Genomic DNA, 23,506 nt, shown 5'->3' on the forward strand with positions numbered 1-23,506 from the left:
GAAGCTCCCGCCGTTGAGAACGTAGAGACCGCGGCGGCCGAACCCATGTCGACCGAAGAGGCTGTCCAGCACGAAGAGACAGAAGGGCCTGCAGAGGCCTAACTGGCGACTCTGGCCTTTTGGTGTGCTTTTCCAGAAGAATACTTCCAGATAGGTTCAGATTGACGGGGTTGCAGTGCCACACGGAGATGTGTGGCAACTGCGACCCCGTCTTTTTTACCGTGGGTGGCATTGACGAATGCTGGGTTCTGGCTTCCTCGCGGTTCCCTGGTGCAAGAAGTACTGTGGTGGTCGTGCAATGAGCGCTGACAACAGGAGGAGGCAGTCATGATAGCATTTCTGTTTCCCGGGCAGGGTTCACAATACGTGGGAATGGCCGGTAAAGTAGTCGACCCGATTCTGACTCGCAGGCTGTTTGGGCAGGCAAGTGACGTGCTCGGTCTTGACCTATGGAACCTTGTCGAGGCAGGTGATGAGGCGGCGCTGACTCGCACCGAGAACACCCAGCCTGCCCTCTTTGTGACCGAGATGGCATGGGTCGAGACACTTGCGAGCAGGGGTATGGGCTGCGATGTTGCCGCCGGGCACAGCCTGGGGGAGTTCAGCGCGCTGTGTTGTGCTGGCGTCTTCACGTTTGAGGATGGTATTCGACTCGTGCGACAACGTGGAGAGATCATGGCAAAGGCTGTATCTGGATCGCCGGGTACGATGGCTGCTATCGTAGGATTGGACGACAACGATCTGCAGCGTGTTCTTGTTGAAGGGCGTCGGGCCGGAATCGTGGAAGCTGCCAACTACAACGCGTCCGACCAGACGGTGGTGTCCGGCGAGATGGCTGCTGTGGATCGCGTCATTGGGGCCGTGAAGGAGATCGGCAGAGGACGCGCGATCAAGCTTCGGGTGGGCGCCCCATTTCATTCATCCATCATGGCTGGCGGTGCTGCCGAGTTTGCGACGGTCGTGCATGATATCCCGTTTTCCCGGCCTCGTTTTCCTGTCGTGAACAATGTGGCGGCAGTACCGGAAGATAATCCCGAGACAATCAAGGAGTGCCTTGTCGCGCAGTTCAAGAGCCCGGTGCAGTGGGTGCGTACGATGGAGACACTTCAGAGAATGGGAGCGAGTGAGTACCTGGAGGTCGGACCGAAGGGTGTGCTGACGGCACTTGGTCGGAAGGCGATTCCTGAAGGAAACGTCAGAGCCGTGGAGGAGGAGACATGGCAATGACGCTGGAAGGAAAGACAGCCCTGGTTACGGGTGGATCCCGAGGCATCGGTAGAGGCATTGCTCTCGAGCTGGCCATGCAGGGAGCCAATATCGTTATCGATTTTCATCAAAACCGCGTGGCGGCAGAAGAAGTTGTCACAGCCATCACTGCGATGGGTCGGGTCTGTGAAGCAGTGCAGGCGGATGTTGGGGACGTCGCTCAGGCTGACGATCTGGTTGCACGGAGTATCATGCTGACAGGTTCGCTGGACATCCTGGTCAGCAACGCGGGTATCACCCGAGACGCCTTGCTGGTCCGGATGACGGATGAGAAGTGGAACGACGTGCTGCGAACGAATCTCACCGGCACGTTCAATGTAACGCGGGCAGCTGCCCGCCATATGATGCGTCAGAAATCCGGACGCATTGTCCTGATCTCGTCGGTAGTCGGACTGGGAGGGAACGCCGGGCAGGCCAACTACGCGGCGAGCAAGGCAGGTGTTATCGCTCTTGCGAAGACGGCGGCGAAGGAACTGGGGTCACGCGGGGTCACCGTCAATGTCGTTGCGCCCGGATTTGTGGAGACAGACATGACGAGCTCGCTTGACAATGAGGTCGTATCCTCGTATCTTGCTAATATTCCACTTAGGCGGGCCGGAACGCCAAGCGACGTTGCCAAAGCTGTGGTGTTCCTTGCAAGTGAAGACGCTTCGTACATTACCGGCCAAGTGCTTGCGATTGACGGGGGATTGTCTCTCTGAAGTGCTTGGATATTCTTCTTTCAGGAGGAATCTTATGACCAAGGAAGAAATCCGCTCGAAGGTAGTAGATATTGCCAAGGAAAAACTGGGTGTCGAAGAGTCTCGCATTACTGATGAGGCTCAATACGTCAAGGATCTTGGCGCCGACTCTCTGGCATTGGTCGACATTACGATGGCACTGGAAGACGCTTTTGGAACATCAATTCCCGACGAGGACATCGAGAAGATTGCGTCTGTGGGGCAGACAGTAGACTACGTAATGTCCCACATTGCCTGACGCTGCAGGAGACAGAATTTCCATGGAGCGGACCCGTGTCGTCATAACGGGGCTTGGCATTGTGTCGCCGATCGGAAACAATGTCCCTGCGTTTGAGGCGGGACTCGCGGCTGGCATGTCAGGTGTGGGACCGATCACCCGGTTCGATGCAAGCGCCCTCAGCTGTCGTATCGCAGCCGAAGTAAAGGACTTCAACCCGGAGGACTACTTCGAGAAGCGTGACGTTGCACGTACCGACCGTGTACAGCAACTGGCGCTTGCGGCTGCGCAAGAGGCCCTGGTGGACTCACGGCTGGATCTGGAGGCTGAGGACAGGGAACGAATCGCCGTCTACGTCACGAGCGGTATAGGTGGTCTCGCGTCCTTTGAAAGTGAAGTGTTGCAGGTTGCCGTCAAGGGGCCTTCGCGCCTTTCCCCATTTCTCATTCCAAAGATGCTTGTGGACTCCATCCCGGGAACCATAGCTCAGCGGTTCAAGCTCTATGGAGGGACTAGTTCAGTCGTCAGCGCCTGCGCGAGTGGTACCCAGATGCTGGGGGATGCTCTTGAGGCTATTCGGCGAGGCGACGCAGACGTTATCGTGACAGGGGCGTCCGATGCTGCGGTGACAATGACCGGTATCGGAGCTTTTGCCAACATGCGCGCACTTTCTACGCGGAATGATGATCCAGGACATGCTTCCCGGCCTTTCGACAAGGAACGCGATGGATTCGTCATGGGCGAAGGCGCAGGAATCCTGATTCTGGAGCGGCTTGACCATGCGCTTGCCAGGGAGGCGCATATCTATGGCGAGATCCTGTCTCAGGCAGTAACATCAGATGCGTACCATATGACGTCGCCTGATCCTGAGGCGAAACAGATCGTGCGGGCCATGCGTACCGCCATCGAGCGCGCAGGGCTTTCTCCACTCGATATCGACTACGTCAATGCACACGGAACATCGACTCCGGCGAACGACCGGACCGAGTCATTTGCCTTGCAGACGCTTTTTGGAAGTCGAGCTCACCTTGTTCCTGTGAGTTCCACAAAATCCATGACCGGCCACCTGCTGGGTGCTGCCGGCGCTATAGAGACCATAGCTTGCATGTTGACCATCAAGAACAGACTGATCTATCCCACCATCAACTATGTCACGTTCGACCCCGAGTGTCCGCTGGACTACGTTCCGAACATTGCACGTTCATCCGACGTTCAGCATATTCTCAAGAGTTCGTTCGGATTTGGAGGTCACAACGTCTCCATTGTTCTGGGACGGTACGCAGGATAGCGTATCCGCTGTCTGGCAACCAGAAGGCCCCGTCAGCGACATGTTGACGGGGCCTTCTGGTTGCCTTATGGGGCAGCAGACTATTCTTCGACGGTAATTGAGGCGACGGGGCAGGACTCGGCGGCTTCCTTGCAGCAACCGGCAGCGCCACAATCGGCACCTGGGATGACCTCGGCCTTGCCGAGCTCATCATTGAGTCTGAATACAGTATCGCACAGGGCGACGCAAGCGCCACACCCGATGCAAGTCTCCTGATCGATTGAAACCTTCATGATTCCTCCTTTGGCATAGATGCTGTGTTTCTATTTTACTGGTTAACAGCCGGGTGTCAATTTGCCTGCGCTACTCTGTCGTTCGCACCAGATCGACAATGAATGCGATTGCCTCTAAGGCAGAGACGGCTTTCTTGTCTGTCTTGTTGCTGCGGAGAGTGACCTCGAAATTGCCAGTCTTGAGGAAGGAATTGCCGACGACAACCTGGATCGGGAAACCCATAAGGTCAGCATCGTTGAACTTGACACCTGCCGACTCGCTTCGGTCATCAAGAATGACGTCAATCCCGGCCTTCTCGAGTCCTTCGTAAAGTTCCAGCGCAGCATGCCAGACTGCATCGTCGCCCTTGTTGAGGGGAACGACAACGACCTGGAAGGGGGCGACGGACATGGGCCAGACAATCCCCTTGTCGTCGTGATGCTGCTCGATGATGGCTGCCAGTGTGCGCCCGATGCCAATGCCGTAGCATCCCATAAAATAAGGCTTCTCGCTGCCATCCTCATCGACATAGTTGGCATGAAGAGGAATTGAGTACTTCGTACCGAGCTTGAACGTGTGACCGACCTCAATACCTGTAGCCGTATGCAGCGGATGGCCGCACACGGGGCAAAGGTCCCCCGCCCGGACAGTCCTTATGTCTGCCACGACAGTCGAGTCAAAGTCCCGTCCAAAGAACGCATTCCTGATGTGGAACCCATCTTTGCCGGCTCCGACGGTATAGGCGACGTCCCGACGAACCATCTCATCAACAACGATAGGTACTGCCGTCTGCATTGGTCCGACTGAACCAGGGTGAACGCCGAGGATGTTCAGCACTTCCTCGTCGGTCGCCAGCCGGCCCTCACGGGCTTGCACGGCTTTCCGGAGCTTGACCTCGTTGATATCGTCGTCTCCTCGAACCACGAGGAGCCAGGGTTTGTCGTCAGCGACATAGAGAATGGATTTGAGAACGGTGCCTGGATCGACGGCAAAGAAGCGGGTGACCTCTTCGATGGAGTGGATGCCAGGTGTGGCTATGCTTTCCGGGGCGGGTGGAGTACCCGTAGCACTGTCAGAGCTTGTTGCTGGATGCGCTTTCGAGAGTTCGAGGTTGGCAGCATAGCCGCAGTTGTCGCATGCGGCGTAGGAACACTCTCCGTTGTCTGCCTGAACCGTGAACTCGTGGGACGACGAACCACCGATAGCGCCAGAATCTGCTTGGATAGGGCGGAACGTGAGGCCCACACGGTGGAAAATGTTATTGTACGCCTCAAACATGAGGGCATAGTTCGGCTCGATGGAGGCCTCGTCGCGATCGAAGCTGTAGGCGTCCATCATCGTGAACTCACGGCTGCGAATCAGCCCATACCTGGGGCGAATCTCATCCCGATACTTGTTGGTGATGTGGTACAGGTTGAACGGCAATTCTTTGTATGAATGGCGCTCACTGCCGACAACAGATGTGACCAGTTCCTCATGTGTTGGCCCCAGGCAGAACGAACGGCCCTTCCTGTCAGTCAGTTTGAACATTTCGTCGCCGTACAGATCCCAACGGCCAGTCGCCTGCCAGGGTTCAGCGGGCATCAACAAGGGCATCAGGATTTCCTGGGCGCCATGGCTGTCCATCTCCTGGCGCACAATTTCCTCTATACGCTGCTTGACGCGCAGGCCAAGATTGAGATAGGTGTAGATACCGGACGCCGATTTGCGAAGCAGGCCGGCGCGAAGCATGAGTTGGCCGCTTATGGTATCGGCGTCCTGGGGAACTTCACGCAGACGTGGTGCAAAGACTTTGCTCAGATACAAGGTTTCCTCCTGATGTCACAGACAAGCATATACATTATAGATGCAGGGTTGGTTTTGCAAGGGAGTCGATTGCTGCTAATATGAACAACTACAAGGATCAGAAGGGGCAGATCCTGGATGTTGACGGGAGCAGGGGGAAATCATGTACTTGGTCATTGCAGGAAACATCGGTGCAGGGAAGACGTCGCTCGCTCAGATGATCTCACGTGAGCTTGGTTTTTCCGTCTACTTTGAAGCGTTCGGCGACAACCCATTCCTGCCCAGCTATTACCAGGACATGCGTCGCTGGGCATTTGCGACACAGATCAGCTTCCTGGCTCTCCGGTATGAGCAGATTCTGAACCACGTTCTAATGAGCGATGTCCCCGCAATCCTTGACCGTTCCATCTATGAGGATCGCGAGATCTTCGCCAAGGCACTTGTGCGCGATGGACTCCTGTCGCCAGACGAGTGGAATACCTATGACAAGCTCTATCAGCTCATGGTACGCCGGCTTCCCAATCCCAACCTGCTCGTGTATCTTCGCCGGGACGTCCCGACACTCCTTGCCAATATCCGCAAACGCAATCGCAGCATTGAGAACATCAGCGGAGACTACCTGGAGGGTCTGAACAAGCAGTACGAGGAGTTCTACGGGAACTGGCATTATCCCAAGGTCGTGTTCGAGGAGGACATCTTTGATCATGCCACTGACGTACTGCAGCTTATCAAGAGTGCCATCTAGTGCATAGTTGTGTTTTTTTTCACAAATACTTGCAATGTTGGTGCATGGGCGTAAAATATGAGATGGCGTTTTAAAGCCCCATAACGGGACGGCTCTCCATTCTCCCTTAGAGCCAACACCACACGTCACGGAGGCTATTATGGCAGGCGAGAAGAAAAACTGGTTCCAGGTAGCTCAAGACAGAATTCAGATTGCAGGCACGAAGCTCGGTCAAAATCCCGAAATCACGGAGATTCTCCGCAACCCACAGAGGACGCTCAGCGTTTCCATTCCTGTTCGCATGGATGATGGCACCACAAAGGTTTTCCAGGGGTTCCGCTGCCAGCACAACGACGCGGTTGGACCGACCAAGGGTGGCATCCGATTCCATCAGGACGAGACCCTCGATGATGTTAAGGCTCTGGCGACCCTCATGACGCTCAAGTGCGCCGTCGTCGGTCTCCCATATGGTGGTGGCAAGGGAGGTATCGTTGTCGATCCCACGAAGTTGTCCATCGGCGAGCTCGAGAGACTTTCCCGTGGATACATCCGCGCGCTGGGGACGTTTGTCGGCCCCGACCGTGATGTTCCCGCACCCGATGTCAACACGACCGGTCAGATCATGGCATGGATGGTCGATGAGTACAGCAAGCTGACTGGCCACAACGCGTTTGCCCTCATGACTGGGAAACCCCTTATCCTTGGCGGGTCTCTTGGCAGGACTGCTGCGACCGGGCTTGGTGGCGTCTATTGCCTGCGCCTCGCTGCAAAGAAGATGGGGATGAACCTCAAGGGCGCTACTGTCGCCGTTGAGGGTTTTGGCAACGTTGGCTTCTATGCTGCCAAGATCCTTCGTGAGGAAGATGGCGCAAAGATTGTTGCCATTACGATGGTCAGCGGTGGTGTTTACGACCCCAAGGGTATCAACCCCGATGATCTCAAGGCCTACGAGAACAAAAACGGCACTGTGAAGGGTTATAAGGGGCTCGACAACGTGTCCAACGAACAACTGCGCGCGCTGGACGTCGACATCTATATACCTGCAGCTCTCCAGAACGCTATTCTCAAGGACAATGCAAAGGACGTCAAGGCAAAGATCGTCGTGGAACTTGCCAATGGTGGCGTCAACCCTGATGCAGACGAGATTCTTGAGAAGAATGGTGCTTTTGTCATTCCGGATATTCTGGGCAACGCCGGCGGTGTCACCGTCTCCTACTTTGAATGGGTTCAGAACAACTACGGTTACTACTGGTCTGAGAAAGAAGTCAATGAGAAGCTTGAACGTGTCATGACCGAGGCATTCGAGCGTGTCCACAATATGTACACCAAGCACAAGGCAGACAAGGTCACGATGAGGATGGCCGCAGACATGGTCGCAGTCGAGCGTATCGGCGAGGCCGTCAAGGTTCGCGGCTGGGTAGCCTGATAGATAGTAGTTCTCTCTGGAGGGCGCGTCTAGCGCGCCCTCCTTTTCGTGCTGGTCTGTCTAGCATATTGGAGGCCGCCTTGCCATTCAGGATTCTTGTCATCAATCCTGGCTCTACAAGCACCAAGCTGTCGATCTTCGAAGACAGGACTCCTGTCGCGGCGGAAACCGTTTCGCACGACGCTGCGACTATCACCCAATTTGTCTCGCTCATGGACCAGCTGCCAATGCGGCTGGCGATTGTCAAAGATTTCCTCACCCGCCACAGCACAGCCGTGGTCGATCTGTCGGCTATTGCCTGCAGGGGAGGACTGCTACGACCGCTTCCCTCAGGGACATATCGCGTCGACGAGACGATGGTGCACGACCTGCACGAACCTGTACTAGGCGCACACGCGTCTAATCTGGCCGCATGCATCGGGTTCGAGCTGTCAAAGGAATCGGGTGTTCCGGCGTTCATCGTAGACCCCGTCGTTGTCGACGAACTGAACCCACTGGCACGTTTCTCCGGCTTGAAGGGGCTTGACCGCGTGAGCATCTTTCATGCCCTCAACCAGAAGGCTGTGGCCAGACAGGCAGCAGCAGATCTTGGCAAGACCTATGAAGAGGCTAATCTCATCGTTGTTCATCTCGGTGGAGGAATCTCTGTTGGGGCGCACCATCTGGGTCGGGTCATCGACGTGAACAATGCGCTCAACGGTGACGGTCCCTTCGCTCCCGAGAGAGCGGGTAGTCTGCCGGCTGTTGGGCTGGTCAAATTGTGCTTTTCGGGTGAATATTCGCAGCCGGAGATGATGAAACTTCTTGCAGGCAAGGGAGGGTTGGTCAGCCACCTCGGAACGAATGACGCTCGCACGGTTGAGAAGATGATCGACGATGGGGACGAGCACGCTCTCCTGGTGTACACCGCAATGGCGTACACAGTCGCGAAGACTATTGGGGAAATGGCCACCGTATTGAAGGGAGACGTCGACGCCATTGTCATGACGGGAGGTATCGCCCGGTCGGCTTTCCTCGTCGACGAGATCACGAGACGTGTCCAGTTCATCGCACCCATCAAGGTCTATCCGGGCGAGGACGAGATGAAAGCGCTGGCTTTGGGCGTGCTCCGTGTACTGGATGGTTCGGTACCCGCCGGAGTGTATCCGCCGGAGCAGGCGGGTAGCGGACGGCCCTGAGTACATTGGACGTGCAGACCGATGCGTGAACTTGCCGATCTGTTTGGTCGCCCGCGGACAGGCCAGTCGATTGTATTTGCCGGGCCATCCGGGTCGGGCAAGACCGAGGTCGCTATCAACCTCGCCCTGTCTCTGATCCGGGTGACGACGTCCCCGGTTACACTATGCGACCTGGATGTCGTCAAGCCCTATTTTCGGCTTCGTGACATGTTGCGGCTGCTTACTGAGGACGAAGCAGGGAGACTGACCATCGTCGAACCGGAGCGTCGACTGCTTCATGCAGACATCCCGACGTTTCCTCGTAATCTGCATGCGCTTCTGTCTTCTCGAGAGACAATCAAGGTCATCGATGTTGGTGGAGACGCCATCGGGGCAGGAGCTGTTGCCCAGTTTCGTGAAACGATTATTGCCAGTGACTATAGCCTGTACATCGTGGTGAACACGCTGCGACCGGGAATGGATAGCGCTGATGGCCTGAAACGTATGCTGATGGCTATTCGCTCAGGTGCGCGCCTTGAGGTGACTGGACTTGTTGCCAACACGAATCTGCAGGCGGAGACGACTGCGGAAGACGTACAGCGCGGCTACGATGCTGTCAAGGCTCTCGGCGATAGTGAAGGGTTGCCTGTCGTCGCAGTGCTTGTGTCGCCGGAGTATGCTGACCAGGTAGTGCATCGACTCGCGCCAGGTGCGGCCGGGCTTCTGTCGGTGATTCGTGTTTTCAATCGTATTCTGGATACAGTCGGGTCGCAAACGGAATTCTGAAGCAATATGGAGGTCTACCTTGGAAAGAGTCTCTATTGACGAACAGCGGTGCAAGAGTTGTGGTCTGTGCGTCAGCATTTGTCCTGTCAAGATCCTGATCATAAGTGATCGACTGAATGCCCGTGGTTTCAGACCTGCACAGTGCACGGATCAGGACAAATGCACCAGTTGCGGTTCGTGCGCGCTGGTCTGCCCTGATATTGCCATTGAGCTGCACAGAGAGGTGAAGGCATGAGCGACAAGGTTCTCATGAAGGGGGCGGAAGCCCTTGCCGAAGGTGCCATCCAGGCGGGGTGTCGCTACTACTTTGGCTATCCAATCACACCACAGAATGAGACGCCCGAGTACATGAGCCGCCGTCTCCCGGAGGTTGGTGGCAGATTCGTGCAGGCTGAAAGCGAGGTTGCGTCTATCAACATGGTCTACGGTGCTGCCTGCGCTGGTGTTCGGGTGATGACGTCGTCCTCGAGCCCAGGTATTTCCCTGATGCAGGAAGGCATTTCCTACATCAGCGGCTCCAATGTCCCATGTGTCGTCATGAATGCCATGCGTGGCGGGCCTGGTCTCGGCAACATTGCTCCCGCTCAGGCGGATTACTTCCAGGCGGTCAAAGGGGGCGGCAACGGGGACTACAAACGCATTGTCCTTGCTCCCTCATCGATCCAGGAAGGCGTGGACTTGTTTGTCGATGCGTTCGAACTGGCGGACAAGTACCGCATGGTGGTCATGGTTATTGTTGATGGTCTCATCGGACAGATGATGGAACCCGTCGAGTTCAAGACCAGGATTGATGTTTCGACGCTGAAGACACCGGAGTGGGCAACGGTCGGGCGACATGGACGTGACCATGCAAATATCATTACCAGCCTTACGCTGGATGCTGCCGGACTGGAGCAATGGAACCTCAAACTCCAGGCGAAATACGCGCAGGTCGAACAGGCTGAAAGCCGCATCGAGGAGTACCAGATGGACGATGCCGACTACGCTATCATCGCGTATGGAACGATGGCGCGCATTGCGAAAACGACAGTACGCGTTGCACGTGACAAGGGCATCAAACTCGGGTTGCTGCGTCCGATAACAGTCTGGCCATTTCCTGCAAAGCAGATGCAGGCGTACGTTGGCAAACTGAAAGGGACTCTGACGGTCGAACTTGCGTACAGGCAGCTGTTTGAGGATGTCCAGCTGACTCTTTGTGACAAGATGCCTCTGGGCTGGTATGGGCGGGGCGGCGGAGTCGTGCCGGGACCTCAGGAAATACTAGCGGCGTTCGAAGAGCAGTTCGGGAAAGGACGGTAGAGCCATGGCTGAACAGATGAAAGTCATCTACGAACGTCCCACGTCGTGGGCAAACAAGGTAACACACTACTGTCCAGGATGTACGCATGGAGTTGCCCATCGGCTTGTCGCCGAGTTGGTGGATGAGATGGGACTCGTGGACAAGACCATTGGGGTCTGGCCAGTTGGTTGTGCCGTTCTTGGATATGACTACTTCAACTTCGACAGTGTCGAGGCGGCGCATGGCAGGGCTCCAGCGATGGCCACCGGCATCAAGGTCACGAATCCAGACAACTTCGTGTTTACCTACCAGGGAGACGGCGATCTTGCCAGCATCGGCATGGCCGAGATCGTCCATGCTGCGGCACGGGGCTGGCCCATTACCGTCATCTTCATCAACAATGGGAACTACGGTATGACCGGAGGCCAGATGGCGCCAACGACGCTTCTTGGCCAGAAGACCACGACGAGTCCTCTTGGCCGCACTCCCCAGGCCAACGGTTTTCCTATCCGTGTAGCCGAGATGCTCGCCCAGCTTGACGGGCCTGCCTATATCGCTCGTGTCTCTCTGGATTCGCCAGTCAACATCCGCAAGGCGAAGAGTGCCATGCGCAAGGCCTTCAATGCTCAGGTGCGCGGTATTGGATTCTCACTCGTCGAGTGCCTGTCGACCTGTCCGACCAACTGGAAGCTGACGCCTGTGGAATCAATGGAACGCGTCCGTAAGGAAGTCATGCCCTACTTCCCACTTGGCGAGTTCAAGGTCGTCGAGGGGGTGCTGTGATGGAACACAACGTCGTCATTGCAGGATTTGGCGGACAGGGTGTCATGCTTATTGGCGAACTTCTGGCACGCGCAGGCATGGAGGAGGGCAAGGAGGTCACGTGGTTGCCCTCGTACGGTCCAGAGCAACGTGGTGGAACGGCCAACTGCGCAGTGGTAGTCGCGGACGAGCCGATTGCCTCTCCACTTCTGACTGAACCACAGGCAGCGATCGTCTTCAATCGGCAGTCGTTCGACAAGTTCGAGCCTGTCATCGAGAAGGGAGGATTGCTCGTCATCGATTCAACCCTGATTGACAGGAAGGCTTCCCGTGCGGACTTGGACGTGGTGTACATTCCTGCGACGGACATCGCGACAGAGCTGGGCAACTCGAAATTTACCAATATGGTGCTGCTGGGTGCCTATCTTGGCAAGGTCAACCCCATTAGCATAGCGTCTGTCCATGGGGCTTTGTCAGTGTTCCTGACGGGCAAGAAAGCTGCTCTCATCGAGGTCAATAAGAAGGCGTTGCAGGCCGGCGTCGACTTCGTCAACAAGAAGTAGGGGCAGGGGATGGCAGAACTCCTCGTCAGGAACGCTCGCATTGTCTACCCGGCGACGAGGGGTTTTGTCGTCGACCGGGGATGGCTTCTGGCGCGGGACGGCGTGATTTCTGGTCTGGCCGCGGGGGACGTTCCAGTGGATATCGCACGGCCGGTTGCAGGAAGGCAGGAGATTGACGCCGCCGGTATGACGTTGCTCCCGGGGCTGCTCAACACGCATATGCACCTGTACTCGATGTACTCGCGAGGTATCAGCACTGGGCGTGTATCTCATAGCTTCCTCGACGTACTCCAGGACCTCTGGTGGCGTCTTGACCGTTCCTTGCTCAAGGACGCCTGCTGGATGAGCGCAACGTTCAGCGGGATGGACTCTCTGCGCTCTGGAACGACGACCATCGTCGACCATCATGCTTCACCCAGCTACATCGCTGGAAGCCTGTCGATACTGTCTGATGCGTTGAGCAAGATCGGTTTGCGGCACGTGCTTTCCTATGAGATCACTGATCGTAATGGCATACAGGGTGCGATCGCAGGCGTTGACGAGAACATTCGTTTCTTCGACGAGGTTACGGGAAAGGGAGGGCTGGCTTCAAGCATGGTTGGCCTGCATGCCTCGTTCACGGTCTCAGACACCACCCTCACCACCTTGCGCGCGAGAGTCGGGTCGCGTAACGTTGGGTATCACGTTCATGTAGCTGAGGGTGCCGTTGACGAGGAAGACAGTGTCGAAAAGTATGGCAAACGCATCGTGACCCGTCTGGACGATGCGGGATTGCTCGGTCCCCGGTCGATTGCGGTACACTGTATCGGCATCGACGCATCGGAGCGGGAATTGCTTGCGAAGTCCGGAACGCCCGTCGTCGTAAACACCATGTCCAACATGAACAATGCAGTCGGTCTTCCGGCCGTTCGAGAGATGCTGGAGGCCGGCATACAGGTCGGCATAGGGACCGATGGCTATACGGCGAACATGTTTGAGGAGTTTCGGAATACCCTCGTGGGGCTCAGGCACCGATACGAGGATCCGGCCGGTTTCTGGGCTGAGGTGCAAAAGGCTCAGATCGAGACGAATGCCGATATTGTGTCGCGTTGTACGGGATGCACAGTGGGCCGGTTGGAAGAAGGGGCTGCTGCAGACTTCATTCTTGTCGACTACGCGAGTCCTACTCCGTTAAGCTCGGAGAATGCTTTCGGCCACGTTTTTTTTGGCATGTCCGCGGATCTGGTCGACACTGTCGTTGTCAACGGAAATGTTGCTGTGAAAGGACACCAGGTCCTGGCCGTAGACAGAGAGGCTCTCGAACGGGAGTCACAGAAGGTCGCAAAGGCTGTCTGGGAGGCGTTTGACCGGCTATCCTAGCGTCCGACGATCATCTGACAGAGATGTACTTGACATAGGCGAATACGGAAAGGGCCTGAACCCTTGTTCCTGCATTGCATTTCCTCTGTTTCATGATACCATGTAATTGTCAGAAAACAGGAGGATTGCGCATGCAGGATTCCCAGTACACCGCAAGAGACATCAAGGTACTTGAAGGTCTGGAACATGTTCGAACCAGACCTTCAATGTATATAGGGTCGACCGACTCGCGTGGTCTGCATCATCTCGTGCAGGAAGTCGTGGATAACGCAATTGACGAATCCATGGCTGGCTTCTGTACCAGGATCGACGTTGGGCTCAGCGCAGACCACAAGACCGTCGACGTGCGCGACAACGGCCGCGGTATACCAACCGACATGCACCCCGTGCTGGGCATATCGGGTGTCGAGGTAGCTTTGACGCGCCTCAACGCCGGTGGCAAGTTTGACAAGAAGAGCTATCACGTCTCCGGTGGTTTGCATGGCGTCGGAGTCTCCTGCGTCAATGCTCTCTCGAACCGTCTCTACGTCGAAGTGACGCAGTGGGGAAAGGTGTTCCAGGAAGAGTTCAGTCGCGGCAAACCCATCTATCACCTCCGTGTCAAGGAGGAGGGCATTCCCGCTGGCGTTTCAGGCACATATGTGAGCTTTACTCCAGACGAAGAGATTTTTGGTGAGTTTATCTTTGATCCTGAGCGCATCGCCAAGCGTCTGCGCGAATTGGCTTTCCTGAACTCCGGGTTGGAAATCGACTTCGTCGACCACGCAACTGAAGAGGTTCAGGTCTTCAAGTATGACAAGGGACTCATTGAGTTCGTGCGATATATGAACGAAGGCAGTGAGGTCGTACCACCGAATCCCGTGCATTTCATGCGAGATACGGAAGGTTTCTTTCTCGAGGTTGCCTTTCAGTACAACACCGGCTACAACGACCAGATGATCTCCTACGTCAACAATATCAACACCGTGGACGGCGGTGTCCATGAACTGGCCTTTAAGAATGCCTACACGCGCCTGTTCAACGCGAAGGCGCGGCAGGTGAAGCTGATGAAGCCTGAGGAAAGTCTCGGCGGTGAGGACATTCGTGAAGGTCTCGTGGTCATCATCAACCTCCGCATCCCTGACCCGCAGTTTGAGGGCCAGACCAAGACGCGGCTTGGGAATGCTGATCTCAAGGGACCCATGGAGGCTGCGGTCGAGGAAGAGGTGGAGCTGTACCTCGACAAGCACATCGATGAGTTCAAGGCAATGGCCAACAAGGCTGTCAGTGCGAAGCTTGCGCGTGAAGCGGCGCGCAAGGCGCGTGATCTCGTTCGGCGCAAGACCGAGCTGGACGGCGGACGCCTGCCGGGCAAACTTGCAGACTGCTCGTCCCAGGACCCGGCTGAATCAGAGCTCTACATTGTCGAGGGGGACTCTGCAGGCGGCAGTGCCAAGCAGGGCCGGAACCGGCGTACGCAGGCGATTTTGCCTCTGAGGGGCAAAATTCTCAACGTAGAGAAGGTCGGTATCCAACGAGCCCTCGAGAATGAGGAGATCAAGGCCCTCATTACTTCCATCGGCACGGGCGTCATGGACGATATCAAACTCGAGAAGCTGCGGTATCACAAGATCGTTATCATGACGGATGCCGATGTTGACGGAGCACATATCCGGACATTGCTGCTCACGTTCTTCTACCGCTACATGCGCCCGCTCGTTGTCAACCAGAATATTTACTTTGCCCAGCCTCCACTTTTTGCTGTCATTGATGGCAAGTCAACGCGCTATGCGTTCTCTGACGACGAACTTCGGACACTCCTGTCCCAAACGAAGGGTAAGCCTGATGTCCAGCGGTACAAAGGACTGGGAGAGATGAACCCTGAGCAGTTGTGGTCGACGACGATGGACCCGGAAACTCGCCTCATGGGACGTGTCACTTTGGAGGAAGCCGAGGAGGCTGAACGCATCTTCACGCTGCTCATGGGCGAGAAGGTAGAGCCTCGTCGTAAATTTATCATTGATCACGCGCGTGAAGTTTACAACTTGGACATTTGACGGAGTGAGGGACACTGATGCCAGAAAACGATAGAGTATTCAACGTCTACGTCGAGGAGGAGATGAAGAAGTCCTACCTCGAGTACTCCATGAGTGTTATCATCGGTCGAGCGCTGCCGGACTTCCGCGATGGTCTGAAGCCAGTGCATCGCCGTATCCTCTTCGCCATGTATGAACTAGGGTGTTTCTGGAACAAGCCGTACAAGAAGAGCGCCCGTATTGTCGGCGACGTCCTGGGCAAGTACCATCCTCACGGTGATATCGCTATTTACGATTCGCTGGTCCGGATGGCGCAGGAGTTCTCCCTCAGATATCCATTGATCGATGGTCACGGTAACTTTGGATCCATTGACGGCGATTCTGCAGCAGCCATGCGTTATACTGAGGTACGGCTGGCTCCTGTCTCTGCACTCATGATGGACGAGCTGGATAAGGAGATCGTCGAGTTCACGCCGAACTTTGACAACAGCCTGGAGGAACCGAGCATCCTTCCAGCCAAAGTACCGCAGCTTCTACTCAACGGTTCCAGCGGAATTGCTGTCGGCATGGCTACCAATATCCCCCCTCACAACCTCGGCGAACTGATCGATGCCCTGAAGTACATGCTGGACTGCCGGATCAGTGATGAGCCCGAGGACCCCGCGCAGATCCGGTCGTTTATCAAGGGTCCCGACTTTCCGGGCGGTGGCCTCGTTGTTGGCACGGACGGTATCGACGAATACATCGCTACCGGCCGAGGCAATGTCGTCACGAGAGGAAAGTACACGATCGAGAAGGATGGCAACAAGACGCGATTCATCATTACAGAGTTGCCGTTTGAGGTAAATAAGGCCGAGTTCGTCCAGAAGGTTGCCAACCTGATGAAGGACAAGCGCCTGACACAACTGTCTGACCTGCGCGACGAATCCAGCCGCGAGGGCATCCGGGTCGTGCTTGAGTTGAAGAAAGATGCGGTTCCGGAGCGAGTTGACCTGCTGCTGCGCAGACATACTCAGTTCCAGCAGCATTTCCACGTCAGCATGCTCGGAATCCTGTACGGCGTGCCGCGGACCCTCCCCCTGGGCGACGTTCTCGCTACATTCCTGGACTTCCGCGAGGCAACGCTACGCAAGAGGTTCGCTCTGGAACTCCGCAAGCACGAGGAACGTCTGAACGTCCTCAACGCTCTTGTTATCGCCATTCGAAACATCAAGCGAGTGACAGAAATCCTGACTGCGTCTTCCTCTATGGACGACGCATCGGCTCGCCTCATCGAGAACTTTGGACTCAACGACCGGCAGGTGGAGGCGATTCTTGAGATGCGCATGCGGTCTCTGGTGTCGCTCGAGGTCGAGAAGCTGACGAAAGAGGTTGAAGAGAATAAGACAGAGATAGAGAGGCTCTCTGCGATGCTGGCAGACCCCAACAGGATCCGTGTCTACATCCGGGATGAGCTTGTCGAGGTCGCCCGCAAATATGGAAACCCACGCCGCACTCAGATCTTGAAGGACGATGGCCGCGGGGAGGACGATGACGAGCAGTTCATCGAGGACAAAGAGGTCATGGTCGTCATTTCCAAAAACGGCTATGCCAAGATTATCCCGAGTTCGACGTTCAAGGTTCAGGGTCGCGGAGGACTGGGAGTCGCGAGCATGAATCTGAAGAGGGACGACTATATCAGCAAGTACTTCACCGTCCGTACGAAGCAGTGCATGCTGCTCTTCACCAACAAAGGACGCGTGTACTCGATTCCAGCATACCGTCTTCCTGAAGAGAAGCGGCAAGGTGGAGGGGAAAATCTATCGCTTCTCCTCGGTATGGGGGCGGACGAGCTCGTCACCGAAGCGACGGCGCTGCCCGCCGTACAGGAGGGCGTGTCATTCATCATCGTGACCCGTCGTGGGCGTATCAAGAAGATGGTTACATCGCAGTTCGTTACCATACGTAGTACAGGAAAGACGTTCATCAAGCTTGTTGAAGGGGACTCTGTGGTCGCTGTAAGATCCGTCAAGGACACCGAGGAGGTCCTCATCGCCTCCGATTCCGGCCGAGCTGTCCGGATCCGGTCGACGTCTGTGCGTGCCATGGGGGCATCTGCCCGTGGCGTGCGCGGAATGCGTCTCTCACGCGGAGGCAGATTCGTGGTCGGCATGGAAGTGCTTCGGCCCGACGTGCCGTTCACACTCATTACGGAACATGGCCACGGCAAGCGCTTGAACCCATACGAGGTTCGCCTGGTTGGCCGAGGGTCCGGTGGTGTCATTTGTTATCGTGTCACCGAGAAGACCGGTCCACTGGCGGCATTTACGACGGGAACCGCCGACCAGGATGTCGTCGTGTCCACGAGTACGGGCCAGACGATTCGTACCCCTGCCGAGAGGCTCCCCCTGCTTGGAAGAGTCTCTTCGGGCGTGAAAGTGATCCGACTGAAGTCCAAGGGCAGCTGTGTTATTGCTGCGGAAGCAATTATCAAGGAGGTCGCCCCAGCGGAGGCTGAAGATGAGGCTGAGCAGTAAGGAAACCAGTGCTCTGCGTGTCGTTCTTCTGTCGGTCCTGAGCATCGCTGTGGCCACGTGGGCCGTCTGGCTCCTGTGGAGTCTTCGTAGCATCGTGTCTCTGGGAATCGCCGCGGCATTCGCGGCGTTTCTCTTCTTGCCAATTGCACGCTGGCTCAATCGGAAGACCCACCTTCCCATGGGTATCACGTGTGCCATTGTTGTTCTGGGAATCGTGGCGGCATTCGTCGGATTGGTGGCGATCACGATTCCTCCTCTTGTACGCGAAACGAGGTCGCTTGTGACAGCTCTTCCTGATTACGCAAAGACGGTTCAGGGATATTTCTCCAGACTCTCGACATGGCTGGATCGTCTTCAGCTGGGGTCGGCGAAGGACACCATCACGGCCGTTCTCGACGCAGTCCAAAAAGCCGCGATCCAATTCGGACAGAATATCGTCACGGCATCGTCCAAGAGACTACTAAGTGTTAGCGCACTTCTCCCGTTTTTCGTGCTCATGTATTTTTTCATGAGCGGTTCTCATGGCTACTACGAGATGTCTCTGTCGCTGCCGTTTATCCGTACACAGAAGGATCTTGCAGAGGTCGCGCTTGCGCAGGTCGCTGCAAGCACCAGGAGATATATCGAGGCGCTTGCTCTCATTGCACTGGTCACTTCGCTGTTCGTGGGCGGGGTCAGTGGGCTCTTCGGGATCAACTACGCTCTGACAATCGGCGTCGTGGATTTCTTCGGCGAGTTTATTCCATACGTAGGCCCGTTCGTGGTTGCATTGCTGGGAGCGTTCTTTGCCGCCGTGACGGGTCCGGGGAAGCTTATCGCGTGGATCATCATCTTCGGCGTTATCGAGGTTGCGACGAGTCAGATTCTCGCCCCACGACTCATATCCGAGAAGACTGGGCTCAGACCAGAGTTTATCATCCTGCTGCTTCTGGTGGGCGGCACGCTTGCGGGGTTCTTTGGGCTGGTGCTTGCAGTTCCTATGGCGGTTTTCGTCCGAGAGATCATCAAGAGTGTTCAGTTGTTCCGATCAGCGTCTGAGGATATCACAGAGAAGCCGGTTGACTGAAGACGCAATTCCGGTATAGTTAATTGGTTGTTTATCAACCCCTTTGGCAGCGGTTTGACGAAAGGAGGGGTGAATGATGGGAAACTATCGTGATCGGAACAAAGACAGGTCTGAACCTCAGGGCGAAGATGCTCAGCTTGAGAACATGCTGAGGCGCTATAAGCAGGACTGTATCCGTGATGGCCTCTTCGGCGAACTCAAGAAGCGTCGCTTCTTTATGGCGCCAAGCGAGAAACGCAAACAGAAGTCCATTGCTGCGCGCAGGCGCAAGTAGGGCCGTTCTTTCTGAAGATGAGAGCACGGGGCGCGTGAGCGCCCCTTTTTCGTTCTCTAGAGCCCCTGACATAGGAATCCACCATCGACAGGGATGGATGTCCCATTCACGTATCCGGCGACGGGAGACAGAAGGAACATGATGAGGTTGGCAATATCCTCAGGACTGCCCGGTCTGCCAAGCGGGACTGCGTCAAGAAACCGGAGGCGCTCGGCCTCAAACTCTTTTCCGAAGAAGTCCTCCGTCATGGGCGTTCGGATAAGGCCTGGGATGATGGAGTTGGAGCGTATTCCCCGAGAGCCGGCCTCGACCGCGATAGACTCGGAGATGCTCTCCAGTGCACGTTTCGAACTGTCATAGCTTGCCGAGGGCGTATGATGGGGATGTCTATGAGCGTCGATCGAGGACACGAACACGAAGCTTGCTGAGGAAGAGGCTACAGACAGTGCGGCTTGCGCAAACTCGAAGGCGGCAAAGACATTGACATCGAACGTCTCCCGGAATTCGCTGGAGCGAGCTTCAGAGAAAGTATCGGTTCGCAGTTGTGCCGGAAGGAACACGAAGCCGTCAAGCTCGGTGGACCCGCGAAGGGCGACTGTGCATTGATTTCGGTCCGATTCTCTGCGCAGATCTGCGGGGACGATGCCAATCAGTGCACCAGGAGACAAGGTGTGTGCAAGAGCGTCCAGACGTTCGGGACGCCCTCCCACAAGCAGGAGGCGGGCATGCTCCTGGTCAAGCGAGGTCGTGAGGAGCGACCCGATGCCGGCCGTACTGCCCGCGATGGCAATCGTTCTTCCTGCCAGAGCGAGATCCATTGGCTACTGAATTGGTATCATGCACAGAAAGACAAGGTCATCGGTGCCTTCGTTGACGAAACTGTGAATCGCTTCTGGCTCGATATAGATGGCATGGTCTGGGCCAACATGACGAGTTTCACCTTCGCAGAAAGCAGTACAGGTTCCCTTGATGACAAAGATCTCGTGCTCCCAGGGGTGAGCGTGGCGCGGTGTAGACCCACCCGGTTTGACGACGAAGTACCGCATCGCAAACGTGGGAACTCCGTCCGAGCGGTTGAGCATCCAACGTATCGTAGTGCCACGGGCTCCGGCTTCGGTGACGGAAATCTCCTCGACGTCTTGAACTGCCTTGACAATCATGATGACCTCCGGTTGGACTAGGTAGAGTGCATTATACTACAATTGTAGGGGAAAGGCTCTTCTCAGGACTCTCACGCTTGCATTTTCCAAGCGAGCAGGTATTATTTGTCTGAACTAGTCGATACATTCCAATTGTCAACCAAGAGGTCGAGATGTATAAAAATCAATCCTTAGATGGGTTTTTGACCGAACTCTCATCGCGCAATCCGACTCCCGGCGGAGGTAGTGCTGCCGGGCTTGCCGCGGCGATGGGGGCAGCTTTAGTCGAAATGGTTGCCAATGTCGTAGGTGTGCGTGATGAGTCGGAAAAGAGCCGTCTGGCACTATTTGTCGAGGGCTGCGAAGCGTCGCGAGCGGAGTTTGTTGCGATGATGGACCAGGACAGCGCGGCATTCGAGGGCTACATGACTGCCATGAAATTACCCAAGACGACCGATGACGAGAAACTTGTGCGACGGGCGGCCATGCAGGATGCACTCAAGGGTTCGACGAGAGCTCCTCTCGCGCTGGCCGTCCGCGTGTGCGATTTTGCCGAGCTTCTCGTCGCAACGTTTCGTGATGCGCCAAAGGATATTGCATCCGACCTGTATGTTGGCGCCGCCATGCTCGAGGCTGCCTATGCCGGAGGCATTGCCAACGTTTACGTCAATCTTGCATATCTGCGAGATCCTGTCTTCAAAGATGAGACACGTGTGACAGTTCAGCAGTGTCAGACGCGTGTTACTGTGTTGGGCTCGTTCAAGGATTCTATCGGGCGCTTGCTGGCTATTGAGTAACCACTTGATGAAAGAAGGCAGAGGATCATGAACTTCACTGAACAAGAGTTGCTGGAAAAGACGTCCCGGGAATTGTACGAGATTGCGAAAGTGCTGCATGTTCGGAACTATACACGGCTCAAGAAGCCGGACCTCATCGAGGAGCTGTTGAAACTTGGGGGTAAGGATGCTAACGATCAGGAGGGGCCTGCCATGAGTTCCATGAGACCCTACGACAACCATGACAAGCCTGAGGTAGTGACTGAGCATCTCGACATCGAGCAGGAACGTGTACCGGAGCACGTCGTTTCCGGGGCTGTTGTCTCGAGTTCGTCTGATCGCCATGGCGGAGAGGTTCCGCGAACGGGCGGGGAGGAGTTCACTGCCTCGGGCCTGTGTGAAATCCTCGCCGAGGGATATGGGTTCATGCGTTCCAACTACTTCCCTTCCTCGTCGGACGTCTATATCTCGCCCCCCATGATCCGGCGGTTCGGTCTGCGGACCGGTGACTGGCTCGAAGGTATCGTCCATCTGCCGCGTGGAGACAAGGAGAAGTACTCCTCACTAATGCGCCTCCGCAGCATCAATGGCATTGGCATCGAAGGGCACGTGCTCGCTCGACCGCAATTTGAGTCACTCACACCGATCTTTCCCAACAAGCATCTCAAGCTGGAAACGCCTAATTGCAGCATGGCGGTGCGCCTTCTTGAGCTTGTTGCCCCAATCGGCAAGGGTCAGCGTGGCCTGATCGTGTCTCCACCGAAGGCTGGAAAGACGACCATCCTTAAGAATATTGCGCAGAGCATTGAGTACAATCACCCCGAGGTCACGCTGATGGTGCTCCTTATCGATGAGCGACCCGAGGAAGTCACCGACATGAAACAGTCGATTCGGAGCGAGGTGATCAGTTCGACGTTCGACCAGCCTCCTGAGAACCATATTCGAGTCGTCGAGCTGGCCTTGGAGCGTGCAAAGCGTCTGGTCGAGGTCAAGAAGGATGTCGTCATCCTCATGGATGGCATCACCCGGCTCACGCGCGCTTACAACCTGATCAGTTCCTCGTCCGGGAAGACTCTGTCGGGCGGTCTCGATCCAACTGCGATTCGTGGCCCCAAGAGAGTTATAGGAGCCGCGCGGAACATGGTCGAGGGCGGCAGTCTCACTATCATCGCAACAGCGCTCATCGAGACAGGCAGCCGCTTGGACCAGGTCATCTATGAGGAATTCAAGGGTACCGGCAACATGGAACTTGTTCTGGACCGCGAGCTGGCTGAGCGCCGCATTTTCCCCGCCATCGACGTCCGAAAGTCCGGCACACGGCGCGAAGAGCTCTTGTACACGCCCGAGGAGTACCGCAAGATCTGGGCTCTCAGGCAGTTCATCGGCAACGAGGATCCAACGGAGAGCCTGGAAAAGCTCATCGCCATGCTTCAGAGAACTGCCAACAATCGGGAGTTCCTGGCCAACATCGTCGCGCAGGACAGCGCTGGACGCTAGGTATCATGGATAGTCTTTCCGGCAGGATCGAGGTCGTTGCCGGCTGTATGTTCTCGGGAAAATCCGAGGAGCTGATTCGGCGCCTCAAGAGGGCTCAGATTGCCAGGCAGAAGGTCATTGCCCTCAAGTCGTCTCTGGATGACCGCTATGGGCTTGAGACGATCACGAGCCATTCGGGTATTCGCCTTGAGTCAGCGCTCGTGGCATCTCCTGCCGACGTGCTCAGGATCGTCGAGGAGAGACAGGTGGAAGTCGTCGGCATTGATGAGGTGCAGTTCTTCGATCCCGGGATCATCGATGTTGCAGAGTACCTTGCGGGTAAGGGCGTTCGCGTCATCCTCGCTGGGCTCGACCAGGACTTTCGTGGTGAGCCGTTCGGACCTATGCCTGAACTGCTTGCGCTTGCGGAAGAAGTGACGAAGTTGACCGCGGTATGTATGGTATGTGGCAGACCGGCGACGCGTACTCAGCGCATCGTCAATGGACGTCCAGCGCGATACGACGACCCGGTGGTGATGGTAGGTGCAGCCGAGAGCTACGAAGCACGCTGTCGTGAGCACCATGTGGTTCCAGGTCGACCAGAGCGTGTATTGGAAAAGGAGCGCCTCATTTGAGGTAT

Annotated in this window: 24 protein-coding genes; 20 read left to right on the forward strand and 4 right to left on the reverse strand. The window is 56.1% G+C overall.

What is annotated here, in order from left to right; translation table 11 throughout:
* Nucleotides 1–327: 327 nt before the first annotated feature.
* From fabD to fabF, 4 genes are read left to right on the forward strand one after another with little or no spacing between them, the layout of a single operon-like run.
* Nucleotides 328–1,227 (forward strand): ACP S-malonyltransferase, encoded by a 900-nt coding sequence (fabD, locus tag SMC3_RS00380; protein ID WP_243623327.1) that lies wholly within the window; start codon nucleotides 328–330, stop codon nucleotides 1,225–1,227.
* A complete protein-coding gene (gene fabG, locus SMC3_RS00385; protein ID WP_119087581.1) occupies nucleotides 1,224–1,967 on the forward strand; it encodes a 3-oxoacyl-[acyl-carrier-protein] reductase in 744 nt (247 codons plus the stop codon). The genes fabD and fabG overlap by 4 nt, the downstream gene beginning before the upstream one ends.
* Before the next feature lie 34 nt (nucleotides 1,968–2,001).
* Nucleotides 2,002–2,244, forward strand: a complete 243-nt coding sequence (gene acpP / locus SMC3_RS00390; protein ID WP_119087560.1) for an acyl carrier protein — start codon at nucleotides 2,002–2,004, stop codon at nucleotides 2,242–2,244.
* 22 nt (nucleotides 2,245–2,266) lie between these two features.
* Entirely contained in the window at nucleotides 2,267–3,511 is a 1,245-nt protein-coding gene (gene fabF, locus SMC3_RS00395) for a beta-ketoacyl-ACP synthase II (RefSeq protein WP_119089704.1), read from the forward strand.
* Between the two features lie 80 nt (nucleotides 3,512–3,591).
* On the opposite strand, the gene SMC3_RS00400 is transcribed toward fabF, so the two are convergent.
* On the reverse strand, nucleotides 3,592–3,783 hold the full coding sequence (locus SMC3_RS00400; protein ID WP_119087559.1) for a ferredoxin: 192 nt from the start codon (nucleotides 3,781–3,783) through the stop codon (nucleotides 3,592–3,594).
* 70 nt (nucleotides 3,784–3,853) lie between these two features.
* Nucleotides 3,854–5,569 (reverse strand): proline--tRNA ligase, encoded by a 1,716-nt coding sequence (locus SMC3_RS00405; RefSeq protein WP_119087558.1) that lies wholly within the window; start codon nucleotides 5,567–5,569, stop codon nucleotides 3,854–3,856.
* A 142-nt stretch (nucleotides 5,570–5,711) separates the two neighbouring features.
* Between SMC3_RS00405 and SMC3_RS00410 the strand changes: the two genes are divergently transcribed.
* The 13 genes from SMC3_RS00410 (at nucleotide 5,712) to rpsU (ending at nucleotide 19,475) form a co-directional block, all read left to right on the forward strand.
* Nucleotides 5,712–6,293, forward strand: coding sequence for a deoxynucleoside kinase (locus tag SMC3_RS00410; RefSeq protein WP_119087557.1), 582 nt, complete (start codon nucleotides 5,712–5,714; stop codon nucleotides 6,291–6,293).
* A 139-nt stretch (nucleotides 6,294–6,432) separates the two neighbouring features.
* Nucleotides 6,433–7,698: a Glu/Leu/Phe/Val family dehydrogenase gene (locus SMC3_RS00415; protein ID WP_119087556.1), complete on the forward strand. Its 1,266-nt coding sequence runs from the start codon at nucleotides 6,433–6,435 to the stop codon at nucleotides 7,696–7,698.
* An 80-nt stretch (nucleotides 7,699–7,778) separates the two neighbouring features.
* The gene (gene buk / locus SMC3_RS00420) at nucleotides 7,779–8,876 is read left to right on the forward strand and encodes a butyrate kinase (protein WP_119089705.1); all 1,098 of its coding nucleotides are present in this window, start codon (nucleotides 7,779–7,781) and stop codon (nucleotides 8,874–8,876) included.
* Nucleotides 8,877–8,897: 21 nt separating this feature from the next.
* Nucleotides 8,898–9,641: a hypothetical protein gene (locus SMC3_RS00425; RefSeq protein ID WP_119087555.1), complete on the forward strand. Its 744-nt coding sequence runs from the start codon at nucleotides 8,898–8,900 to the stop codon at nucleotides 9,639–9,641.
* Nucleotides 9,592–9,876, forward strand: coding sequence for a 4Fe-4S dicluster domain-containing protein (locus tag SMC3_RS09860; protein ID WP_243621692.1), 285 nt, complete (start codon nucleotides 9,592–9,594; stop codon nucleotides 9,874–9,876). The genes SMC3_RS00425 and SMC3_RS09860 overlap by 50 nt, the downstream gene beginning before the upstream one ends.
* On the forward strand, nucleotides 9,873–10,940 hold the full coding sequence (gene vorB, locus SMC3_RS00435) for a 3-methyl-2-oxobutanoate dehydrogenase subunit VorB (RefSeq protein WP_119087553.1): 1,068 nt from the start codon (nucleotides 9,873–9,875) through the stop codon (nucleotides 10,938–10,940). Before SMC3_RS09860 ends, vorB begins: the two co-directional genes overlap by 4 nt.
* Before the next feature lie 16 nt (nucleotides 10,941–10,956).
* Complete coding sequence (locus SMC3_RS00440) at nucleotides 10,957–11,703, forward strand: thiamine pyrophosphate-dependent enzyme (protein ID WP_119087580.1); 747 nt, start codon at nucleotides 10,957–10,959, stop codon at nucleotides 11,701–11,703.
* Entirely contained in the window at nucleotides 11,703–12,245 is a 543-nt protein-coding gene (locus tag SMC3_RS00445; RefSeq protein ID WP_119087552.1) for a 2-oxoacid:acceptor oxidoreductase family protein, read from the forward strand. Before SMC3_RS00440 ends, SMC3_RS00445 begins: the two co-directional genes overlap by 1 nt.
* A 9-nt stretch (nucleotides 12,246–12,254) precedes the next feature.
* On the forward strand, nucleotides 12,255–13,604 hold the full coding sequence (gene ssnA / locus SMC3_RS00450; RefSeq protein WP_119087551.1) for a putative aminohydrolase SsnA: 1,350 nt from the start codon (nucleotides 12,255–12,257) through the stop codon (nucleotides 13,602–13,604).
* 131 nt (nucleotides 13,605–13,735) lie between these two features.
* A complete protein-coding gene (locus SMC3_RS00455) occupies nucleotides 13,736–15,640 on the forward strand; it encodes a DNA gyrase/topoisomerase IV subunit B (RefSeq protein ID WP_119087550.1) in 1,905 nt (634 codons plus the stop codon).
* A gap of 17 nt (nucleotides 15,641–15,657) precedes the next feature.
* The gene (gene gyrA / locus SMC3_RS00460; protein WP_119087549.1) at nucleotides 15,658–18,135 is read left to right on the forward strand and encodes a DNA gyrase subunit A; all 2,478 of its coding nucleotides are present in this window, start codon (nucleotides 15,658–15,660) and stop codon (nucleotides 18,133–18,135) included.
* Nucleotides 18,119–19,201 carry an AI-2E family transporter gene (locus SMC3_RS00465; protein ID WP_119087548.1) on the forward strand — a complete coding sequence of 361 codons (1,083 nt, stop codon included), beginning with the start codon at nucleotides 18,119–18,121 and terminating at the stop codon, nucleotides 19,199–19,201. Before gyrA ends, SMC3_RS00465 begins: the two co-directional genes overlap by 17 nt.
* Nucleotides 19,202–19,274: 73 nt before the next feature.
* A complete protein-coding gene (rpsU, locus tag SMC3_RS00470) occupies nucleotides 19,275–19,475 on the forward strand; it encodes a 30S ribosomal protein S21 (protein ID WP_207799326.1) in 201 nt (66 codons plus the stop codon).
* Between the two features lie 56 nt (nucleotides 19,476–19,531).
* On the opposite strand, the gene SMC3_RS00475 is transcribed toward rpsU, so the two are convergent.
* Entirely contained in the window at nucleotides 19,532–20,293 is a 762-nt protein-coding gene (locus SMC3_RS00475) for an SDR family NAD(P)-dependent oxidoreductase (RefSeq protein ID WP_119087547.1), read from the reverse strand.
* Nucleotides 20,294–20,296: 3 nt separating this feature from the next.
* Nucleotides 20,297–20,635, reverse strand: a complete 339-nt coding sequence (locus tag SMC3_RS00480) for a cupin domain-containing protein (protein ID WP_119085863.1) — start codon at nucleotides 20,633–20,635, stop codon at nucleotides 20,297–20,299.
* A gap of 152 nt (nucleotides 20,636–20,787) precedes the next feature.
* Here SMC3_RS00480 and SMC3_RS00485 point away from each other — a divergent pair, with 152 nt between their 5' ends.
* Genes SMC3_RS00485 through SMC3_RS00495 form a run of 3 tightly spaced genes read left to right on the forward strand, consistent with a single transcriptional unit; the run spans nucleotide 20,788 to nucleotide 23,501 of the window.
* Nucleotides 20,788–21,411: a cyclodeaminase/cyclohydrolase family protein gene (locus tag SMC3_RS00485; protein WP_119087546.1), complete on the forward strand. Its 624-nt coding sequence runs from the start codon at nucleotides 20,788–20,790 to the stop codon at nucleotides 21,409–21,411.
* A 27-nt stretch (nucleotides 21,412–21,438) separates the two neighbouring features.
* Nucleotides 21,439–22,887, forward strand: a complete 1,449-nt coding sequence (gene rho / locus SMC3_RS00490) for a transcription termination factor Rho (protein WP_119087545.1) — start codon at nucleotides 21,439–21,441, stop codon at nucleotides 22,885–22,887.
* A 5-nt stretch (nucleotides 22,888–22,892) separates the two neighbouring features.
* Nucleotides 22,893–23,501 carry a thymidine kinase gene (locus SMC3_RS00495; protein ID WP_119087544.1) on the forward strand — a complete coding sequence of 203 codons (609 nt, stop codon included), beginning with the start codon at nucleotides 22,893–22,895 and terminating at the stop codon, nucleotides 23,499–23,501.
* The last annotated feature ends 5 nt before the right edge of the window (nucleotides 23,502–23,506 follow it).

It is taken from the genome of Candidatus Cryosericum hinesii, from assembly GCF_003570985.1.
In the GTDB taxonomy this organism is placed as follows: Bacteria; Caldisericota; Caldisericia; order Cryosericales; family Cryosericaceae; genus Cryosericum; species Cryosericum hinesii.

What these genes read in the sequence shown, in the direction of transcription:
- fabD (WP_243623327.1), top strand. Translation starts at nt 328, where the DNA reads ATGATAGCATTTCTGTTTCCCGGGCAGGGTTCACAATACGTGGGAATG.
- fabG (WP_119087581.1), top strand. Translation starts at nt 1,224, where the DNA reads ATGACGCTGGAAGGAAAGACAGCCCTGGTTACGGGTGGATCCCGAGGC.
- acpP (WP_119087560.1), top strand. Translation starts at nt 2,002, where the DNA reads ATGACCAAGGAAGAAATCCGCTCGAAGGTAGTAGATATTGCCAAGGAA.
- fabF (WP_119089704.1), top strand. Translation starts at nt 2,267, where the DNA reads ATGGAGCGGACCCGTGTCGTCATAACGGGGCTTGGCATTGTGTCGCCG.
- SMC3_RS00400 (WP_119087559.1), bottom strand. Translation starts at nt 3,783, where the DNA reads ATGAAGGTTTCAATCGATCAGGAGACTTGCATCGGGTGTGGCGCTTGC.
- SMC3_RS00410 (WP_119087557.1), top strand. Translation starts at nt 5,712, where the DNA reads ATGTACTTGGTCATTGCAGGAAACATCGGTGCAGGGAAGACGTCGCTC.
- SMC3_RS00415 (WP_119087556.1), top strand. Translation starts at nt 6,433, where the DNA reads ATGGCAGGCGAGAAGAAAAACTGGTTCCAGGTAGCTCAAGACAGAATT.
- SMC3_RS00425 (WP_119087555.1), top strand. Translation starts at nt 8,898, where the DNA reads ATGCGTGAACTTGCCGATCTGTTTGGTCGCCCGCGGACAGGCCAGTCG.
- vorB (WP_119087553.1), top strand. Translation starts at nt 9,873, where the DNA reads ATGAGCGACAAGGTTCTCATGAAGGGGGCGGAAGCCCTTGCCGAAGGT.
- SMC3_RS00440 (WP_119087580.1), top strand. Translation starts at nt 10,957, where the DNA reads ATGAAAGTCATCTACGAACGTCCCACGTCGTGGGCAAACAAGGTAACA.
- SMC3_RS00445 (WP_119087552.1), top strand. Translation starts at nt 11,703, where the DNA reads ATGGAACACAACGTCGTCATTGCAGGATTTGGCGGACAGGGTGTCATG.
- ssnA (WP_119087551.1), top strand. Translation starts at nt 12,255, where the DNA reads ATGGCAGAACTCCTCGTCAGGAACGCTCGCATTGTCTACCCGGCGACG.
- SMC3_RS00455 (WP_119087550.1), top strand. Translation starts at nt 13,736, where the DNA reads ATGCAGGATTCCCAGTACACCGCAAGAGACATCAAGGTACTTGAAGGT.
- gyrA (WP_119087549.1), top strand. Translation starts at nt 15,658, where the DNA reads ATGCCAGAAAACGATAGAGTATTCAACGTCTACGTCGAGGAGGAGATG.
- SMC3_RS00465 (WP_119087548.1), top strand. Translation starts at nt 18,119, where the DNA reads ATGAGGCTGAGCAGTAAGGAAACCAGTGCTCTGCGTGTCGTTCTTCTG.
- rpsU (WP_207799326.1), top strand. Translation starts at nt 19,275, where the DNA reads ATGATGGGAAACTATCGTGATCGGAACAAAGACAGGTCTGAACCTCAG.
- SMC3_RS00475 (WP_119087547.1), bottom strand. Translation starts at nt 20,293, where the DNA reads ATGGATCTCGCTCTGGCAGGAAGAACGATTGCCATCGCGGGCAGTACG.
- SMC3_RS00480 (WP_119085863.1), bottom strand. Translation starts at nt 20,635, where the DNA reads ATGATTGTCAAGGCAGTTCAAGACGTCGAGGAGATTTCCGTCACCGAA.
- SMC3_RS00485 (WP_119087546.1), top strand. Translation starts at nt 20,788, where the DNA reads ATGTATAAAAATCAATCCTTAGATGGGTTTTTGACCGAACTCTCATCG.
- rho (WP_119087545.1), top strand. Translation starts at nt 21,439, where the DNA reads ATGAACTTCACTGAACAAGAGTTGCTGGAAAAGACGTCCCGGGAATTG.
- SMC3_RS00495 (WP_119087544.1), top strand. Translation starts at nt 22,893, where the DNA reads ATGGATAGTCTTTCCGGCAGGATCGAGGTCGTTGCCGGCTGTATGTTC.